This is a genomic window from Marinobacter sp. UBA2688, assembly GCF_002352785.1.
GTDB classification, from domain to species: Bacteria; Pseudomonadota; Gammaproteobacteria; order Pseudomonadales; family Oleiphilaceae; genus Marinobacter; species Marinobacter salarius.
On sequence record NZ_DELU01000010.1, the window covers coordinates 491,084 to 506,681 of the forward strand.

Sequence of the window (15,598 nt, forward strand, 5' to 3'; positions counted from 1 at the left end):
TTCGGTGAAGGAGGGAGATTGTCATCTCAAGATGGGACGCCAGACTACCAGAAAGGCGCCACCTTCTCAATTACATTCCCGCTCCACAACAATCCGCCAGCCACTGGCCGGGGCCTCTCCACAGTATTTGCCGGAAACCCACAAGTCGCCAGCTCCGACCACTTCTTCATGGCCGTCCACCACCTCAAGAAGCAGCGGTAGCCGGGCTCTTTCCCAGGGTGGAACATTTTTTTCCTGAAGCCAGTTCTTCAATAATTTCGACGGGCCGCCAGGGGCTGGGCGGATGCGTTCGCCCCCTGCCCTCGTAGATACCCTTATTTCCGGCGCCGGTGTTTTAGGCTTACCTGACGCCGCCAGCGTCAATCGCCATCCACCCCACGATAGCGCCTGATCCGGAACCAGGACAGACTTTCCGGCAGGCAATTTCGTGAACTCGGGAACCAGGTACAGACACCCCCGAAAACGTCGAATCACGAACCCCGTTCCCCGAAGCTCCGGCTCCCTGTCCGCCGGCGAGCTCAGAAAATCTTCCAGAACCTGCGGCCAGTCTGCAATGGCGGGGGGCTGATAACGAAAATACCTTGCCCACCAGCGCAGCAGGTTTTTCTGCTCCGCCAGAGACAGTGCACCGAGCGCACTCAAACAAAGCTCACCAGAAGGCCCGGCACATTGTTTAAAGTGGATTTCCGCCAGCTTTGCAGCCAACTCGTCCCCCTCTCGACACGAATCGGCGGTATGCCCCATACGACTGATCAGCGACGGCCAGCGTGACTTGAGGAGAGGAAAAATCGACGTACGGAGAAAGTTGCGATCAAAGCGCTCATCGATATTACTGGGATCTTCCATCCACTCGATACCGTGCTGAACTGCCCATCCGTGAAGCTCTGCGCGACTGAAATCAAGCAGTGGTCGATACAGCCGACCAGCACCCAGAGGGCGTGTCACCGGCATACCACCCAGCCCCGCCATGCCAGTCCCGCGCAACAACCGAAACAGCACTGTTTCAGCCTGATCATCACCATGATGGGCCATCAACAGTAACTCACCTGGAGCCAGAATCTCCTCGAACACCTGGTACCGCGCATCCCGGGCAGCTTCTTCAACACCACCACTGACGCCAATGTCAGGAGATTCTCGACCGCCGACGGTGACCCGGCGGCTGTCGAGAGGCACACCAAGCTGCCGGCAAATCGATCGACAAAAACGCTCGGTTTGATCGGCATTGGGCTGCAACTGATGGTTGATATGAACCGCAGAAATCTGGCCGTTATGGGCATACAGCTGGGCGGCAACATGGAGAAGCAAAACCGAATCCATACCGCCGCTGAGGGCAATGCGAAGGTGTGAATGATCAGGCAGGTGCCTGACCGGAGCACATAGCGCTTCCGGCCAGTTTTGTCCGAAGCCGGGGTTACCGGCCGGTGTCATATCGGGTCAACCGCTCATAGCGGCGGGACACCAGTTCGTCGGCCGGCAGGCGACTGAGTTCGGCGACGCCCTTGCTCAGGGTCTCACGCAGGGATTCTGCCATTTCTTCCGGGCTGCGATGCGCCCCGCCCAGCGGTTCTGAAATAACGTTGTCCGCCAGCCCAAGATCCTTCAGTCGGTCGGCGGTCACGCCCATCGCCTCTGCCGCCTGGGAGGCGTATTCCGCACTCTTCCACAGAATCGACGCACACCCTTCGGGTGAAATGACTGCATAGGTGGAATATTGAAGCATATTCAACTGATCGCACACGCCGATGGCCAAAGCACCGCCGGAGCCACCCTCGCCTACCACCGTGGAAATAATCGGCGTCTTCAGGCGGGACATGACGGCAAGGTTGAAGGCGATCGCTTCACTCTGGCCGCGTTCTTCGGCCCCGATACCTGGATAGGCACCCGGAGTATCGATAAAGGTCAGGATCGGCATACGGAAACGCTCAGCCATTTCCATCAGCCGCAGGGCCTTACGATACCCTTCCGGGCGAGGCATACCAAAATTCCGCTTTACCTTGTCGCGCACCTCCCGGCCTTTCTGGTGCCCAATCACCATGACCGGCTTGCCATCCAGGCGGGCTGTACCACCCACGATGGCCTGATCGTCCGCATAACGACGGTCACCGTGCAACTCGTCGAAGTCGTCAAAGATCATGTCAACGTAGTCGAGGGTATAGGGCCGGCGGGGATGACGAGCCAGGCGGGCCACGTCCCAGGGCTTGAGGTTCGAGAAGATGCTTTCAGTCAGGCTGACACTCTTCTTGCGCAGCCGGCTGATCTCATCGGTGATGTTGATATCGGTATCATTTCCCACCATGCGAAGCTCTTCAATCTTGGCTTCAAGGTCGGCAATCGGTTGTTCGAAATCCAGATAATTAGGGTTCATGATGTTCCATCATTTGCTTGCAAGGCGAGAATGTAAGTCGCCAAACCAGAATTTTGGACAAAGATAGCAGCGCCTGAGCATTGGCTAAAGCGGACCTTCGTATGAGTCCGCTTTCTGACAAAAACGTAATTATTCAACGTGTCCGCCATACCCGGGATGAACCTTGCCGGATAGTATCAATCATAGACCAGTTCTACCGACTGGTCGCCTACGAGGTATTTCAACTCCAATAACAGGTCGTCATCGGGCTGTACGCGCCACGATTCACCCAGTTCGATACGGGTACTGGCATTATCGCTACTGTATTCAATCCATACCGGGCTGCCCTCACAACGGAAGGGCCTGAGCGTGGAGTCCAGTTTATCCAGCAGGCCGTTCTGAAGCTGATCCGCGTGAATAGCGAGCTTGAGACCACGACTGAACTGTTGCCGGGCCGTACCAACGTCCATCACCGAGCTGACGCGCATCTTCATCTGGCCAGAATAATCATCATGGCTGACCTGGCCTTCCACCACAATGACCTGGTCGGACTGAAGCAACTCCCGATTCTCGAAAAAAGCCTCTGAAAACAAAGTGGCCTCAATGCGGGCACTGCGATCATCCAGGGTGATAAACGCCATGGTCGACCCTGTACGGGTCTTCATGGAACGTTGCGCAACGACAAGGCCGGCAACACGCTGGGGCTGGCGAGCCGGTTTGAGATCAGCAATGGATGAGCGCACGAAACGCCGCACTTCTTTCTCATATTCATCGAACGGATGGCCCGTCAGGTAAAGGCCCAAGGTGTCTTTCTCCCCCTTGAGGCGCTCTTTCTTGGGCCATTCCCGCACATTCGCCACATCGGAATAAGGGTCTCCGTCTTCCCCGCCCATCAGCATGTCGCCAAACATATCGGTCATGCCCACGGACTCGTTGCGGGATTGCTGGCCGGCCTGCTGAATGGCCTTATCTATGCTGGCCATCAACTGGGCGCGCCCTGCCCCCAGCTTATCCATGGCACCGGAGCGGATCAGGGCCTCCATGGCCCTCTTGTTTACTTTTTTCAGATCCACCCGGCGGCAGAAATCGAAAATATCCTGGTAGGGCTCGCCGTCGGCGCGGCCGGCCTGAATACTGCCAATCGGTCCCTCACCAAGCCCCTTGATGGCGCCGAGACCGTACACAATGGCGCCGTCATCGTTGACGGTAAAGGTGTATTCAGAGCGGCTGACGTCGGGCACCAGCAGCTCCAACCCCATGCTGCGGCACTCCTCCACCAGCGTGACCACCTTGTCGGTGTTCTGCATATCCGCCGTGAGTACCGCGGCCATAAACTCAGCGGGATAATGAGCCTTCAGCCACAGGGTCTGGTAGGAAACCAGCGCGTAGGCCGCCGAGTGGGATTTGTTGAAGCCATAGCCGGCAAACTTTTCAACCAGGTCGAAAATGTTCTCCGCCAGGGTTTTGTTGATGTCATTGTTTTCACAGCCGTCGAGAAAGAACTGCTTCTGCTTGGCCATTTCCTCGGGCTTTTTCTTACCCATGGCCCGGCGCAGCATGTCGGCGTTACCAAGACTGTAGCCGGCCATCACCTGGGCAATCTGCATGACCTGTTCCTGATACAGGATAACGCCATAGGTAGGCTCGAGAACGGGCTTCAACCCCTCATACTGATAATCAGGATGCGGGAATGACATGGGCTGCCTGCCATGCTTCCGGTCGATAAAGTCATCCACCATGCCCGACTGCAGTGGCCCCGGACGGAACAGGGCCACCAGGGCGATCATATCCTCCAGGGAGTCCGGTTGCAGGCGGCGAATCAGGTCTTTCATGCCGCGGGATTCAAGCTGAAACACCGCTGTGGTTTCCGCCTTCTTGAGCATGTCGAACGAAGGCACGTCGTCCAGCGGAATCTCGTTAATGTCCAGCGCCGGCTTGCCCTGTTTCTCCAGGCGCGGGTTAATCATCTTCAGGGCCCAGTCGATGATGGTCAGGGTCCGCAGCCCCAGGAAGTCAAACTTCACCAGGCCGGCATCTTCCACATCGCCCTTGTCGAACTGGGTCACCAGGCTGCCGCCCTCGTCATCACAGTACAGCGGCGAGAAATCGGTAATCTTGGTGGGTGCAATCACCACGCCACCGGCGTGCTTACCGGCGTTTCGGCACACACCCTCGAGTTTCAGGGCCATTTCCCAGATTTCCTGGGCTTCCTCGTCATTTTCCAGGAACTCCACCAACTGTGGTTCCTGCTCCAGGGCCTTCTCCAGGGTCATGCCCGGCTCGAAGGGGATCATCTTGGAGAGTTTGTCCGCCAGCCCGTACGACTTGCCCTGAACCCGGGCAACGTCCCGCACAACCGCCTTGGCAGCCATGGTGCCGAAGGTAATGATCTGGGACACCGCCTCGCGGCCGTATTTTTCCGCCACGTAGGCGATAACACGATCACGGCCCTCCATGCAGAAGTCGACGTCAAAGTCAGGCATCGAAACCCGTTCGGGGTTCAGGAAGCGCTCAAACAGCAGATCGTATTCCAAAGGATCAAGATCGGTAATCAACTGGGCGTAGGCCACCAGGGAGCCAGCACCGGAACCCCGGCCAGGACCCACCGGCACGCCGTTATTCTTGGCCCACTTGATGAAATCCATAACGATCAGGAAGTAGCCCGGGAATCCCATCTGGATAATGATATCCAGCTCGAAGTTCAGGCGCTTGTAGTAGGCCTCGCGCTTGCTGTCGTATTCCGGGTCGTCCTTGCTGAGGGTTTTCGCCAGCCGCTCTTCCAGCCCCTCTTCCGACACCTTTCGGAAGTAGTCATCCATGGTCATGCCATCGGGAATGGGGTAGTTCGGCAGGAAATACTCCCCCATACGCACCGGGACCGAGCAGCGTCGGGCAATTTCCACCGTATTTTCGACTGCCTCGGGGATATCAGAGAACAGCTCAATCATTTCATCGGCGCTGCGCAGATACTGCTGGTCGCTGAAACGACGCTCCCGCCTGGGGTCGTCCAGGGTCCGGCTCTCGCCAATGCAGACCCTTGCCTCATGGGCTTCGAAATCCTCGGCATGGAGGAAGTGGACATCGTTTGTCGCCACCACCGGGCAGCCCAGCGCCTCCGCCAGCTCAACATTCAGGTGCAGGCAATCTTCATCCCCAGGACGCCCGGTGCGTTGCAACTCCAGGTAAAACGACCCCGGGTAAAGGTTCATCCAGTATTCGGCACGCTGTCTGGCAAGGTCCAGCTTGCCCGACATCAGCGCCTTGCCCACGTCCCCCAGTCGCGCTCCAGACAGGGCAATCAGCCCTTCGGTGCGGCTTTCCAGCCACTTTCGCTGGATAATTGGCTTACCGAAACGCTGCCCCTCAGTGTACCCCAGCGAGACCACTTCGGTCAGATTCAGGTAGCCATCGTTGTTACGGGCCAGCAGAGTGATGCGAAACGGGTTGTCGGGCTCGTCCGGGTTTTCGACCCACAGGTCTGCGCCGATAATGGGCTTCACCCCAGCACCCATGGCCGCCTTGTAGAAGCGCACCAGGGAGCACATATTGGACTGCTCCGTAAGCCCGACAGCGGGCATGCCCAGTTCTGCAACACGACCGATCAGGGGTTTCACGCGCACCAGGCCATCGACCATGGAATATTCGGAATGCACGCGGAGGTGGACAAAGGTCTGTGACATAGCGTCGGAAATTTCCTGCAGGTTAATGGCGGTTCGGGGCCAGGTCAGCGACCAATCAATTCTTTGATGTCTTCTTCAGTTTGCGGGCCGAAGCGGGCCTCGACGAGGTCTCCATCCGGATCCACAATAAACGTTGCGGGCAGGGCCACGGGTGTTTCCCAGCCAAATTGCGGCCCTGGATCCTCTGCCAGCATGCTGTACTCAATACCCATTCTTCGCCCCAGGTCGATCAGTTCCTGGCCACGAACATCATCAAAATTCACACCGAGGACCACCACTGCACTGGCGGTGTCGATACTGTTCAGCTCCGGAATTTCCTCCAGGCAGGGTTTGCACCACTCGGCCCAATAATTGACCAGCACCCAGTGGCCCCTCAGGCTCTCCCACTGCAGTACGGTTCCGTCCGACTTTTCAAACTCGTGGTTCTGGCAGCCTGCCAGCGGCAACAAGGCCAATAGTATACCGATCCTGCACAACCTGGTGGAATAACGCACCAGTGCAGAGTACTTTGCAGGATATCGCGCAGGGTATTGCAAAGGGTGGCCTCCTGTTAGACTACGGCGCTCAGACAAACTTGCGGTTAACCTGACCTGGGAAGAGGGAGAACCATGACAGAACCAACCCGAATTTTCCACAATCCGCGCTGTTCAAAATCCCGGCAAACCCTTGAACTCCTTCGCGAACAAGGTGTTGAACCGGACATTATACGTTACCTGGAAACGCCACCGACAGAGCAAATCCTGGAACAGATCCTTGCAGCCCTGGACATCACTCCCAGAGAGCTGATGAGAACCGGGGAAAAGGAATACAAGGAACAGGGCCTGGACGACCCCGAGCTTGGCCGTGAGACGCTGATCAAAGCGATGGTCGACACTCCGAAGCTGATCGAGCGGCCCATCGTAATCAGGGGTAACAAGGTAGCCCTGGGCCGACCGCCTGAAAATGTCCTGAATATTCTCTAACCGGAGATCTCCAATGGCGACCACCTCGCCCTATATCCTGGTGCTGTATTACAGCCGCACTGGGCAAACGGCCGAATTGGCCGCCCAGATTGCCCGGGGTGTATCCCGGGTGCAGGGTATGGATGCCAGAATTCGCACCGTGCCCAGCGTGTCGCCGGACACCGAGGCGTCCCTGCCTGCGGTACCGGACGACGGCGCGCCCTATGCCAGCAAGGATGATCTTGCGAACTGTGCGGGCCTGGCCATCGGCAGCCCGACCCGGTTCGGCAACATGGCAGCACCGCTGAAGTATTTCCTCGACAGCACCGGCGACCTGTGGCTGAACGGAACCCTCAGCGGAAAGCCCGCCGGCGCGTTTACGTCCACTGGCAGCCTGCATGGCGGTCAGGAGAGCACCCTGCTGACGATGATGGTGCCACTGCTGCATCATGGAATGGTGCTGTGCGGTGTGCCCTATTCGGAAAGCGCGCTCAACGAGACCTCCGCCGGGGGTACGCCCTACGGCCCTTCCCACTGGGCTGGCACCGGAGAGCCACAGTCCGTGAACGACCATGAAAAAGCCATATGCCAGACGTTTGGCGAGCGCCTTGCGCGGCTTGCCATGAAATTGCACTAACCCCGGCGCCACTCAACCACAACGGATCACCGAATGCTTCACAACCCCAAAGCCCGAATAACCGCCCGGCTGACCATTCTGCTTTATCTTGCCACCCTGGCGGCCCTGCTTGTCAGCACCTTTTACCCCGCGCAGGTCGAGGGCGTATCCGTCACGCTGATGCTCAGCGTAAAGCTGGTCCCGCTGCTGGCGTTTGCCGTACCAGTGTTCCGGGGCCACAACCGTGGTTACATCTGGCTCAGTTTCGTGGTGATTTTCTATTTTACCCAGTACGTCGTATCGTCCTGGCTCAGCGAAGGCGCTATCACCCCTCTGATCATCGCGGTGCTGACCTTCCTGCTGTTTACTGTGGCCATGGTCCACCTTAAGGTGAACCGTCCGCAGCCCGTTACCGAAACCTGACAGGGAACGCATCATGGCCGACAGCACTCATCCACCCGCGCCACATAGAAGTACCTTGACCCTGAGGGATATCTGCACGGCGCTGGTCACCGGTGGTGAGATTACCCAGGAGGATGCCGAACGGGTTCTCTCGGCCAACATTGGTATCCAGACAGGGGGCAGCGGGCCCGCTAGCCAGCGCCACCCACTGGAACTGGTCGCCAAGGCCGGGTTGGAGAGCCAGAAAACCGGCCGCACCCTGGATCTGGACAGACTGACCCAGTGGCTCGCGGAGTGGGCGGAACAGCCCTACTACCACATCGACCCCCTGAAGATAGATACACCCGCGATTGCCCGGGTGATGTCCTATGCCTTTGCCCAGCGACACGGCATTCTCGCGGTTGAAATAGGTGAAAATGAAGTTCTCATCGCCAGCACCGAACCCTTCAAGAATGACTGGGAAGGCAACCTGCGCCAGGCGGTGAGAAAAGACATCCGCCGCGTGGTCGCCAACCCCGAGGATATCCGCCGTTACACCGTTGAGTTCTATCAACTGGCGAGCTCCGTCAGCAAGGCAGGCGGCAACAACGCAGCCAACCCCGCCGGTACCCAGAATTTCGAGCAACTGCTGGACCTTGGGGCCAGCGAACACCCGGATGCCAACGACCAGCACGTGGTCAAGATTGTTGACTGGCTGCTGCAGTACGCCTTCGACCAACGCGCATCGGATATCCACATAGAACCACGGCGCAATGTCACCCAGGTGCGCTTTCGCATCGATGGGGTGCTGCACAACGTCTACGAATTCCCGGACCAGGTCGGCGTGGCCGTGACCAGCCGCCTGAAGATTCTCGGCAGGCTGAACGTGGCGGAAAAGCGCCGCCCCCAGGACGGCCGCATAAAAACCCGAAAGCCGGACAACAGCGAGGTGGAATTGCGGCTAGCCACCATGCCAACCGCGTTTGGCGAGAAAATGGTGTTGCGGATATTTGATCCGGAAGTGCTGTTGAAGTCCTACGAACAACTGGGGTTTTCCAAGGAAGACCGGGAACGCTGGCAGGCTATTACCGATCACCCCCACGGCATTGTTCTGGTCACCGGCCCTACCGGCTCTGGCAAGACCACCACCCTGTACTCAACCCTCAAGCAACTGGCCACTCCCGAGGTGAACATCTGCACCATCGAGGACCCGATTGAGATGGTGGAGCCGGCCTTCAACCAGATGCAGGTTCAGACCAACATCGAACTGACGTTTGCCTCGGGCGTGCGGGCGCTGCTGCGACAGGATCCGGACATCATCATGATTGGTGAGATCCGTGACCTGGAAACTGCAGAAATGGCGGTTCAGGCCGCTCTGACCGGGCACCTTGTGCTGTCCACCCTGCACACCAACGATGCCCCCAGCGCCATCACCCGCTTGATGGAACTGGGCATCCCCCCCTACCTGATTCGTGCCACGGTGCTGGGCGTAATGGCACAACGGCTAACCAGAACCCTGTGCCCCCACTGCAAGGCGCCAGGGCCGGTGGACGCGCAGGCCTGGCAAAGCCTGACCCGACCCTGGAAAGCCACCATGCCCAAGCAGGTCTACCACCCGGTTGGCTGCCTGGAGTGCCGAAACACCGGTTACTATGGTCGGGCCGGCGTGTATGAAATCATGCAACTGTCCGGCAACCTGATCCGGCAGATTACCGAGCAGTGCGAACTGGACCAACTGAGAGTGGATGCGTACAAGGATGGCATGAAATCCCTGCGGCTTAGCGGCGCGCAGAAAGTGGCCGCCGGCTCCACCACGGTCGAGGAAATCCTGCGGGTAACCCCCGAAAGCCAGCGTTGATGCGCTCCCGGTCATCATGCCAGACATGGTTGAGCGCTACTGGGGAAACGCTCCGCACTGGGTGAGCAACTGCTGCCAACGCTCTTTATGGGCCGTAATGGCGCGGGCCAGTTGTCCCCAGACACTGTCGGTATTGCCCGTTTCCAGATAGAGCCGATACCAATCGCGGAACGCAGACGGCATGGTCTCTGACTGCTGGGCGGCGAGCGTATCCAGCGGTTTGATCAGCGCCTCCCTCGCCTGCTCAATGCGGCCGAGATAGTCCTCAATATCAGCGCCGTAACCGTCGGTATAGATATCCACGAGCTCGTCGGGCGGCGCTTCAGGCTCCGACCCCGAGCAAAGTGGCGCCCCTTCCACTCTCCTGATCAACAGAGCCGTTGCATCCTCAAGCCGCGCTGTGATCAGCCGAGCGCTGTTTAATAGCTGACCCGCACGATGTTCTGCCTGCCAGAGTTGATGCACACCACCCACATAATCCAACGGCTCATCTGTGTTGCCGTCCAGCAGACCTCTGACCGTCTGGTTGACTCGCTTTACGCCCGAAGACAACTCCGCCAGAACCTTGTCATCGCCGCTCCCGGGATAATATCCCTGCGACAGGGTAAACAGACGCTCAATCTCTTCCACCCCCCAGGTGGCGTTCCATATCGCAATGGGGAGCGACTCGGTTTTATGGGCGATGGCCTCTTCCAGTTCTTCCTGTATATCCTCGCCATCGGTCTCCGAAATACAGGTCTCAGCGGCACGGATAAACCGTGTTTCATAACGCAATCGATTCAACGGTTGCATTACCCGCCCCATGATCGAATTCCTTTCGCCGACCACGTATTGCAACTCACACCCGTAAAGAGACAGGAAATCGAGCATTCCCATGTCCAGATCCGGCATGTCGAGAACGCGCTCCCGTCGGCGCGGGATCTGGGGAACAGGGGCTATATCGGAGAGTTCGGGGCGCAGTTCCAGAGCATCGGCTACGCTCACAACGTACCCATCCATCATATCTGGAACACCGGAATCCGGCGCGCAGCCGGCAAGGTATAGGCACACCAAAGGCATTATCAGGCATCGAACGTCAGGCACCATGGAGGGTCAACCCTGCTGCAGAAACCTGTCGACCCCTGCAAAGTCCGTAGCCACCGCCCGCTTCGTGTCCGGCAGATCTCCCTCACGCACAAGCCAGACCGTGCGCATGCCAGCGTCCTCAGCGGCCTTCAGTTCGGCCTCAACATCGGAGAGGAACAGCACCGTTCTGGGTTCGACACCCAATTCGTCGATGATGTTGCTGTAGGAAGTTGATTCCTTCTTACCGCCGATACGGGTATCAAAGTAACCGGAAAAGAATGGCGTTAAATCCCCGGCTTCGCTGAAACCGAAAATCAGCTTCTGTGCCTTCACAGAACCGGAAGAATATACGAACAGCCGCAAACCTCGATCATGCCAGCGCTGCAGATACTCGGCGGCATCGTCGTAGATGTGCCCCCGGAAAGCACCCTGCTGGTAACCCTGCTCCCAGAGCATTCCCTGCAAGGCCTTCAACGGTGTTTCCTTGCGATCTTCCCGAATCCAGGTATCCAGCACCTCAACAAGCCCGTCGATATCCTCCCTGGCGACACCTGATGTGTGGGCAACGGCATCCAACTGCTCACGGATTTCCGTACTGTCCGCCGCACCTTCCCGTACAAACTCGGCCATATGCTTCGCCGAATAGGGAAACAAAACCTCATGCACAAAGGAGATCGAACTGGTGGTTCCCTCGATATCCGTCAGGATCACGCGGATCATCCAGCCACTCCCGCCAGGCGCTCATAGCGCGGCAGCCGGCTGGCGATGTCTTCACCAGTGAAGTCTGCCACCCAGCCTTCCGGGTTGGTAAACAGACGGATGCAGGTAAACGCAGGCTCCGGCCCCATATCAAACCAGTGGCGTGTGCCATCCGGCACGCTGATAAGGTCATTTTTCTGGCACAGAACAGCGTACACCTGGTCACCAAAATGCAGGTAAAACAGGCCCTGCCCGCGAACAAAGAAACGCACCTCGTCTTCGCTGTGCACATGCTCATCCAGAAATTTCTGGCGGAAGGCCTCTTTCTGGGGGTTGTCCGGGTTCAGGCTGATGACATCCGCTGCCTGGAAGCCACATTCCTCCTTCAGCGCCTGGATCTCACCGGAATAGGCCTCAAGAATGTCATCAGATGACGCGTCTGCAGGCAGATCCCGGGTAGCCCATTGTTCAAAGCGCACGCCGTGCTCTGCCAACAGGTTAGCGATTTTGCCCGCGTCTTCGGTCACGATGCGGGGGGATTCGGGCACACTCTGGTCAAAAATACTCAAGGTTGTCATCGGCGGACCCTCATGGTTTCAAGCTCACATTCGAAAAGGAATTCAAAGGCTTCGACGTGGCGCAGGCAGTCTGACATGGTCCTGCCCCAGGTATAAAGGCCGTGCCCACGAATCAGGTAACCCGGTTGTTCAGGATGCTGACGAAACCAATCTCTGGTTTGGTCCGCCAGCGCCGGAATATCCTGAGTATTGTCGAACACCGGCACGGTCAGTTGCGACTCGTGGGTATCAACCCCGGAAAACGCTTTCTGTAACTCGTACCCCTGTAACTTCAGCGGTTCTCCGGCGGGCAGCAGCCGGCTCAACACCGTTGCCTTGACAGAGTGGGTATGCAACACCGCACCAACGTCCGGAAAGGTCTGGTAAAGCACCGTATGCAAACGTGTTTCCGCCGACGATCGGGCATTGCTCTGGACGGGGGTACCAGCAAGGTCCACCACCATGACATCACCTGCCACCAGCTGGCCTTTGTGTCGGCCGGACACAGTGACGGCGATATGCTCATCATCGATCCGCGCCGAATAGTTGCTGCTGGTAGCGGGCGACCAGCCCTGGCCGTAGAGAAACCGGCCGGCATCAATGATGGACTGCGCGGCAGTGGCGTAGCGGGTTACGTCAAACAAAAATCACCTCGGAACAGACACGCCGGATCAGCGCTTGATAATTACCATTATAAGGATGAGCGTGCCGCCCGCAAAGGCCGACGAACGCTCACCGGTCAGCCTGGAAAGCCATGGATCATACCGTGGCTTTCAGCGGAAGGCTGCGCTGGCGCTTCCCGCTCAGGGCAAATAACGCGTTACCCAAAGCGGGTATCACCGGAGGTACACCGGGCTCCCCCACACCGGTGGGCGATTCATCGCTATCGATGATATCCACCACCACCTCGGGCCGCTGATCATGACGCATGAGCGGGTAATCGTGGAAATTGCTTTGCTGGACCTGTCCGCCTTCCAGGGTAATGTTGCCGTAGAGCGCTGCCGTGAGGCCAAAGATAATACCGCCCTCGATCTGGTCGCGAACAATGTCCGGATTGACCACCTGGCCGCAATCCACAGCACAGTACACCCTGTGCACCCGGATTTCCCCGAACTCAACGCTGGCCTCAACCACCTGGGCCACGTAGGTGCCAAAACTGCGGAACAGGGCAACGCCACGGGCCCGCCCTTCGGGTGCGGCGCTATCCCATTGGGCAAGTTGGGCAACCCTGTCCAGCACGCCCAGGTGTCTAGGTTCGTGGTCAATCAATGAGCGCCGGAACCGGTACGGGTCCTGGCCTTGCTCATGAGCCAGCTCATCCATAAAGGTTTCAACAGCAAAGCCGTTGTGAGAGAAACCCACAGACCGCCACCAGGACACCGGCACCCCCGGATCTGTGTGGGTATGGCGTATGTCGATATTCGGCACCCGATACGGATATTCTATGGCACCTTCGATGGCGGAATGATCCTTCGGAGTCGCGACACCCTCGGCGAGCAGCCCAACGCGCCCCAGAGTGCCGTACAGGAATTTCGGAGCCCAGGGGTACTGGGCTGGTGCCGCATTGCGTACGTACCAGTCCAGTATCTGCGGGCCAACAATCTGATGGTGCCAGCCAGTGACGTTATCGCCGCTGACACTGGCCCGCATCCGGTGCAGCATGGCCGGACGATAAACATCGTGACGGGTATCTTCTTCCCGAGACCAGATCAGCTTGACCGGTTTGCGTACCCGGTAGGCGACAGCCGCCGCTTCCTCAATGTAATCATTGGTCAGCCGGCGCCCAAAGCCACCGCCGAGGAAGGTGGTATGGATGGTCACCTCATCGGGCGAGAGGTCCGTCACCCTCGCAGCCGCGATCCGACCAAGATCGGGTGCCTGGGTCGGTGCCCAGACTTCAATGGCGCCGTCCCGATACCACGCCGTAGCGTTCATCGGTTCCAACGTCGCATGGGCAAGGTAAGGCTGCTCATAACTGGCCTCCACCACGCGCTCCGCACCTTGTTGTGCGTCGTCATAATCACCTTCGCTGCGCTCGCTTTCCCCCGGGTCTTCATCGGCGGCTTTGTGGTACGAGGAGAACACCAGTTCGGCGGACACATCCAACGCGCCGTCGTTGTCCCATTCGATCGTCAGGGCGTCCTGGGCCTTACGGGCCCGCCAGTATTTATCTGCCACAACTGCCACGCCACGCTCGATCTCGAACACATCCAGAACGCCCGGCAACCGGCGAGCGGCGGTATCATCGTATGATTTTACCCGGGCGCCATAGCGCGCAGGGCGGGACACCACCGCGTAAACCATGCCTTCCAGCTCGACATCAATGCCGTAGATTGGCGCGCCAGTGGACTTGGCTTCGGCATCCAGGCGTCCCCGTTGCTTGCCTATGTACTTCCACTCCTCACGGGGTTTGAGTGACGGAGCCTCCGGCACCGGCTGCTTCGCCGCCAGTTCTACCAGCCGACCGTAAGCCAGGCTGTCGCGCCCGTTCGGATGGATCACCCTGCCTTCGACCGCCCGGCACTCAGCGGGGCTGACTTCCCAGACATTGGCTGCTGCAGCAACCAGCATCATACGGGCAGAGGCTCCCGCCACCCGTAACGGCTGCCAACTGGTCGCCAGACTGGTGCTGCCGCCGGTCAATTGCAGGTTGTAGAGGGGATTACGGTATTCCGGGGCCGCAGGGGCAAATCGCGGTTTGATGGAGGCTGGCGCCACCCCGAGCTCTTCCGCAATGAGGGTGGTCAGGCCAGTGTAAGTTCCCTGCCCCATCTCAACACGCGCCAAGGTGAAGTAGACCTGATCATCGGTCGTCAGCTCCAGCCAGGCATCCGGTTTCCAGCTACCATCCTGCTCATCATAACCATTCTGGATGCCAGCGCAGCCCGGAAGCGACAGGGACAAGACCAGCCCGCCGGAGGAGCCGGCGGTTACCTTCAGGAAATCGCGTCGATTCATGGACATATTACGCTTCCCCCCGATCAGGTCGGGCAGCGTCGTCAACAACCACAGACTCAACCGCCGCGATGATGCGGGAATAGGTACCGCAACGGCAAAGGTTTCCGCTCAAGGCCGCGACGATATCATCGTGAGAGGGAGCGTCGTTGTGCTGCAAAAGGTGGGCGGCGCTCATGATCTGGCCGGACTGGCAGTAACCGCATTGGGGCACGCCATGTTCGACCCATGCCTTTTGCAAAGGATGCAGGTTTCCATCTTGCGACAGACCTTCGATGGTCGTCACATCCCCACCGTCGGCCAATTCTACCGGGGTGGAACAGGAACGCACCGGATGCCCGTTCAGGTGCACGGTACAGGCGCCGCAGAGCCCCATGCCGCATCCAAATTTGGTACCTTTCAGTCCGAGTTCATCGCGGATCACCCACAACAGCGGAGTATCGCTGTCTATGTCGAGCATCCGTTCCCGGCCATTAACGGTAAGGCTCACGGCCATGGTTGT

The 15,598-nt window shown here is 58.6% G+C and carries 14 protein-coding genes; 4 read left to right on the plus strand and 10 right to left on the minus strand.

The annotated features are described in order from the left end of the window. Positions 1 to 66: 66 nt before the first annotated feature. The 4 genes from tilS to B3M52_RS07035 all read right to left on the minus strand — a co-directional run bounded on the left by tilS (position 67) and on the right by B3M52_RS07035 (position 6,479). Positions 67 to 1,428: a tRNA lysidine(34) synthetase TilS gene (gene tilS / locus B3M52_RS07020; protein WP_286749245.1), complete on the minus strand. Its 1,362-nt coding sequence runs from the start codon at positions 1,426 to 1,428 to the stop codon at positions 67 to 69. Further along, a complete protein-coding gene (gene accA, locus B3M52_RS07025; protein ID WP_286749247.1) occupies positions 1,412 to 2,365 on the minus strand; it encodes an acetyl-CoA carboxylase carboxyl transferase subunit alpha in 954 nt (317 codons plus the stop codon). Before accA ends, tilS begins: the two co-directional genes overlap by 17 nt. A gap of 176 nt (positions 2,366 to 2,541) precedes the next feature. Continuing rightward, positions 2,542 to 6,024, minus strand: coding sequence for a DNA polymerase III subunit alpha (gene dnaE, locus B3M52_RS07030; RefSeq protein WP_075195287.1), 3,483 nt, complete (start codon positions 6,022 to 6,024; stop codon positions 2,542 to 2,544). A gap of 44 nt (positions 6,025 to 6,068) precedes the next feature. After that, complete coding sequence (locus tag B3M52_RS07035) at positions 6,069 to 6,479, minus strand: TlpA family protein disulfide reductase (protein WP_226909903.1); 411 nt, start codon at positions 6,477 to 6,479, stop codon at positions 6,069 to 6,071. Between the two features lie 153 nt (positions 6,480 to 6,632). Between B3M52_RS07035 and arsC the strand changes: the two genes are divergently transcribed. Genes arsC through B3M52_RS07055 form a run of 4 tightly spaced genes read left to right on the plus strand, consistent with a single transcriptional unit; the run spans position 6,633 to position 9,820 of the window. Next, on the plus strand, positions 6,633 to 6,986 hold the full coding sequence (gene arsC / locus B3M52_RS07040) for an arsenate reductase (glutaredoxin) (protein ID WP_041334988.1): 354 nt from the start codon (positions 6,633 to 6,635) through the stop codon (positions 6,984 to 6,986). 13 nt (positions 6,987 to 6,999) lie between these two features. After that, positions 7,000 to 7,602 (plus strand): NAD(P)H:quinone oxidoreductase, encoded by a 603-nt coding sequence (gene wrbA, locus B3M52_RS07045; RefSeq protein WP_075195288.1) that lies wholly within the window; start codon positions 7,000 to 7,002, stop codon positions 7,600 to 7,602. 33 nt (positions 7,603 to 7,635) lie between these two features. Next, complete coding sequence (locus B3M52_RS07050; protein WP_075195289.1) at positions 7,636 to 8,004, plus strand: DUF2069 domain-containing protein; 369 nt, start codon at positions 7,636 to 7,638, stop codon at positions 8,002 to 8,004. 13 nt (positions 8,005 to 8,017) lie between these two features. Next, positions 8,018 to 9,820 carry a GspE/PulE family protein gene (locus B3M52_RS07055; RefSeq protein WP_075195290.1) on the plus strand — a complete coding sequence of 601 codons (1,803 nt, stop codon included), beginning with the start codon at positions 8,018 to 8,020 and terminating at the stop codon, positions 9,818 to 9,820. A 36-nt stretch (positions 9,821 to 9,856) separates the two neighbouring features. Here B3M52_RS07055 and B3M52_RS07060 read toward each other — a convergent pair whose 3' ends face one another. The 6 genes from B3M52_RS07060 to B3M52_RS07085 form a co-directional block, all read right to left on the minus strand. Continuing rightward, entirely contained in the window at positions 9,857 to 10,906 is a 1,050-nt protein-coding gene (locus B3M52_RS07060) for a DUF3080 family protein (protein WP_075195291.1), read from the minus strand. 6 nt (positions 10,907 to 10,912) lie between these two features. Beyond that, complete coding sequence (gene mtnC / locus B3M52_RS07065) at positions 10,913 to 11,605, minus strand: acireductone synthase (protein WP_075195292.1); 693 nt, start codon at positions 11,603 to 11,605, stop codon at positions 10,913 to 10,915. After that, a complete protein-coding gene (locus tag B3M52_RS07070; protein ID WP_036206594.1) occupies positions 11,602 to 12,162 on the minus strand; it encodes a 1,2-dihydroxy-3-keto-5-methylthiopentene dioxygenase in 561 nt (186 codons plus the stop codon). Before B3M52_RS07070 ends, mtnC begins: the two co-directional genes overlap by 4 nt. Then, on the minus strand, positions 12,159 to 12,785 hold the full coding sequence (locus B3M52_RS07075; protein WP_075195293.1) for a methylthioribulose 1-phosphate dehydratase: 627 nt from the start codon (positions 12,783 to 12,785) through the stop codon (positions 12,159 to 12,161). Before B3M52_RS07075 ends, B3M52_RS07070 begins: the two co-directional genes overlap by 4 nt. Before the next feature lie 115 nt (positions 12,786 to 12,900). Next, the gene (locus B3M52_RS07080; protein WP_075195294.1) at positions 12,901 to 15,105 is read right to left on the minus strand and encodes a xanthine dehydrogenase family protein molybdopterin-binding subunit; all 2,205 of its coding nucleotides are present in this window, start codon (positions 15,103 to 15,105) and stop codon (positions 12,901 to 12,903) included. Between the two features lies 1 nt (position 15,106). After that, the gene (locus B3M52_RS07085) at positions 15,107 to 15,592 is read right to left on the minus strand and encodes a (2Fe-2S)-binding protein (protein ID WP_075195295.1); all 486 of its coding nucleotides are present in this window, start codon (positions 15,590 to 15,592) and stop codon (positions 15,107 to 15,109) included. Positions 15,593 to 15,598: the final 6 nt, after the last annotated feature.

What these genes read in the sequence shown, in the direction of transcription:
- B3M52_RS07080 (WP_075195294.1), bottom strand. Translation starts at nt 15,105, where the DNA reads ATGTCCATGAATCGACGCGATTTCCTGAAGGTAACCGCCGGCTCCTCC.
- tilS (WP_286749245.1), bottom strand. Translation starts at nt 1,428, where the DNA reads ATGACACCGGCCGGTAACCCCGGCTTCGGACAAAACTGGCCGGAAGCG.
- B3M52_RS07070 (WP_036206594.1), bottom strand. Translation starts at nt 12,162, where the DNA reads ATGACAACCTTGAGTATTTTTGACCAGAGTGTGCCCGAATCCCCCCGC.
- arsC (WP_041334988.1), top strand. Translation starts at nt 6,633, where the DNA reads ATGACAGAACCAACCCGAATTTTCCACAATCCGCGCTGTTCAAAATCC.
- B3M52_RS07050 (WP_075195289.1), top strand. Translation starts at nt 7,636, where the DNA reads ATGCTTCACAACCCCAAAGCCCGAATAACCGCCCGGCTGACCATTCTG.
- mtnC (WP_075195292.1), bottom strand. Translation starts at nt 11,605, where the DNA reads ATGATCCGCGTGATCCTGACGGATATCGAGGGAACCACCAGTTCGATC.
- accA (WP_286749247.1), bottom strand. Translation starts at nt 2,365, where the DNA reads ATGAACCCTAATTATCTGGATTTCGAACAACCGATTGCCGACCTTGAA.
- wrbA (WP_075195288.1), top strand. Translation starts at nt 7,000, where the DNA reads ATGGCGACCACCTCGCCCTATATCCTGGTGCTGTATTACAGCCGCACT.
- dnaE (WP_075195287.1), bottom strand. Translation starts at nt 6,024, where the DNA reads ATGTCACAGACCTTTGTCCACCTCCGCGTGCATTCCGAATATTCCATG.
- B3M52_RS07055 (WP_075195290.1), top strand. Translation starts at nt 8,018, where the DNA reads ATGGCCGACAGCACTCATCCACCCGCGCCACATAGAAGTACCTTGACC.
- B3M52_RS07060 (WP_075195291.1), bottom strand. Translation starts at nt 10,906, where the DNA reads ATGGTGCCTGACGTTCGATGCCTGATAATGCCTTTGGTGTGCCTATAC.
- B3M52_RS07085 (WP_075195295.1), bottom strand. Translation starts at nt 15,592, where the DNA reads ATGGCCGTGAGCCTTACCGTTAATGGCCGGGAACGGATGCTCGACATA.